The following is a 1,734-nucleotide window of genomic DNA, read 5'->3' on the forward strand; positions in this document are numbered from 1 at the left end:
AGTGTTGAAGATTATCAGGCATTACTGCCGATGCAGCTCCGGGTGGAGGATGTTGCCCTGAATGATATCGTTAGTGGGGTTTAATAGACGGATACATCTGATCAACACCGGGCTGGTCATTGTTTCCCGATAGAGCATGAAACGGACTTTGCCCTGGTTGGTAATCGACGAGATCATATTGATGCTGCTTCTTGTCGCATTGAGCCGCACAATGGGTGTCTGTCCTTTCGGTGCGAAGCCGCGGGCATTGTACGCTTCATTGTTCACGCCGGTCTCGTCGCCCCAGTGAATCTCTGCCTTTTCCTTCTTCGCTTGGCTGGCAATCTCCGGGTAGCCGTGCTCAAGCCACTGCTTCAGTTTCTTCGGGTCTTGCTCCTGGGCCAGCCTTGCCGGCTTTTGCGAGGTGAAGCTTCAGCGCGTTTCAAATAGTCGGTGATCGTCCGCAACGGCAGTTCAATGCCGAATTTCTTCTTGATTGCCAGGCGAACGGCATCGCGGATCCACAGCGCAAACGCCAGTTTGAGTTGATGGGGGGCTTTGTCCACCAGCATGATCTGTACGCTTTTCTCCTGCTCGCCATTGAGGACTCGCTGCGCTCCGTATCGGCGGCCTCGCTTGCCCGGGTTGATCGCTTCTATGCCTCCTCGCAGATGCTTGCCGGGCTGGTCTCCCCGGATAAGAACTTGATCTTTCGTTACACGACCGCGGCATTTACCGTATCTCCCAAACCCAGGGCTTTGTCATGTTGTGCTGACTTACCCGGAAACTCGGCCTTAGATGCCATTTCTGTTCGTCGGCCCATAACTTCGTACTCCGGCTTCCTCCGGACGAACTCTCGCGAGATCGCCCTTGCCATCGGCTCGTATTTATGATCCTGTTATCAAAACAGTATCAGGGTTTACATACAGGGGACTTACACCCCATAAGATCACGCCCATGCCGGGCGTACACCAGAAAATTCACCGGACAAACCGGTGATTTTCTTAATGTCCCCGCTGCGCGGAAACATCGCCCAGGATCAGGAGCGCGCCGCCGCTGCAAAATTCTGGGTGATCTACAACATAAGGACATCAAACAGATTCAGTCAGACGCACAATACGCGCTCCTGATCCTGGGCGTTAGGTACACGCCTTCGGCGCGCGAAGAAAAAAATGTATAAGGTAAATATGATGAATAAATATGATCAATTATGGAAGCATATTGCGAAAGAGAATAAACAAACATTGGTTCTATCATTTGATGAGATTAAAGCAATCAATGGCATTGCTATAGATCATTCATTCTTGAATTATAAAAAAGAATTGATTAACTACGGATTTTCAGTTGAGCAAATATCAATAAAGAATAAGACAGTTGAATTTCATAAGGTAATTAATTTGGTATAAATATGGAATATATTGCTTTACTCAGAGGAATAAATGTTGGTAATTCTGTTAAAATTATCATGAAAGAATTGTCGGATTTATTTATTACTCTTGGGTATACTAATGTGTCAACTTACATTAACTCTGGAAATGTTTTCTTTAAATCAACAAACACTCGTAAAAGTATCACAAGCGACATTGAAAAAGGATTGTTTGCTATTTCACAATCGGAAATAAAGGTATTAGTAAAGACAAAATCAGAGATAGTACATATTGGAGTTATAATCAAGTCTGGTGTTTGAGGAATCATTCTCAGATATTGACAGCCCTGTCAAGCTCGCCTTCTTTTACAGGTTCAACCCTCTCTCCA

4 protein-coding genes are annotated in these 1,734 nt (G+C 45.8%); 2 read left to right on the forward strand and 2 right to left on the reverse strand.

Features of this window, described 5'->3' with window-relative positions; all coding sequences use genetic code 11:
- Window positions 1–21: 21 nt before the first annotated feature.
- Both BUC26_RS22475 and BUC26_RS22480 read right to left on the reverse strand, forming a co-directional pair.
- Window positions 22–267 (reverse strand): transposase, encoded by a 246-nt coding sequence (locus tag BUC26_RS22475; protein ID WP_073379664.1) that lies wholly within the window; start codon window positions 265–267, stop codon window positions 22–24.
- An 86-nt stretch (window positions 268–353) separates the two neighbouring features.
- A complete protein-coding gene (locus BUC26_RS22480; protein WP_073379666.1) occupies window positions 354–551 on the reverse strand; it encodes a winged helix-turn-helix domain-containing protein in 198 nt (65 codons plus the stop codon).
- Window positions 552–1,166: 615 nt separating this feature from the next.
- Here BUC26_RS22480 and BUC26_RS22485 point away from each other — a divergent pair.
- Window positions 1,167–1,385: a hypothetical protein gene (locus tag BUC26_RS22485; RefSeq protein WP_208609891.1), complete on the forward strand. Its 219-nt coding sequence runs from the start codon at window positions 1,167–1,169 to the stop codon at window positions 1,383–1,385.
- A gap of 2 nt (window positions 1,386–1,387) precedes the next feature.
- A complete protein-coding gene (locus BUC26_RS22490; protein WP_073379670.1) occupies window positions 1,388–1,666 on the forward strand; it encodes a DUF1697 domain-containing protein in 279 nt (92 codons plus the stop codon).
- The last annotated feature ends 68 nt before the right edge of the window (window positions 1,667–1,734 follow it).

This window comes from Desulfofustis glycolicus DSM 9705, from assembly GCF_900130015.1.
Classification (GTDB): domain Bacteria; phylum Desulfobacterota; class Desulfobulbia; order Desulfobulbales; family Desulfocapsaceae; genus Desulfofustis; species Desulfofustis glycolicus.

Excerpts from the sequence above, each read along its gene's own strand:
- BUC26_RS22485 (WP_208609891.1), top strand. The coding sequence starts at position 1,167 with ATGATGAATAAATATGATCAATTATGGAAGCATATTGCGAAAGAGAAT.
- BUC26_RS22480 (WP_073379666.1), bottom strand. The coding sequence starts at position 551 with ATGCTGGTGGACAAAGCCCCCCATCAACTCAAACTGGCGTTTGCGCTG.
- BUC26_RS22490 (WP_073379670.1), top strand. The coding sequence starts at position 1,388 with ATGGAATATATTGCTTTACTCAGAGGAATAAATGTTGGTAATTCTGTT.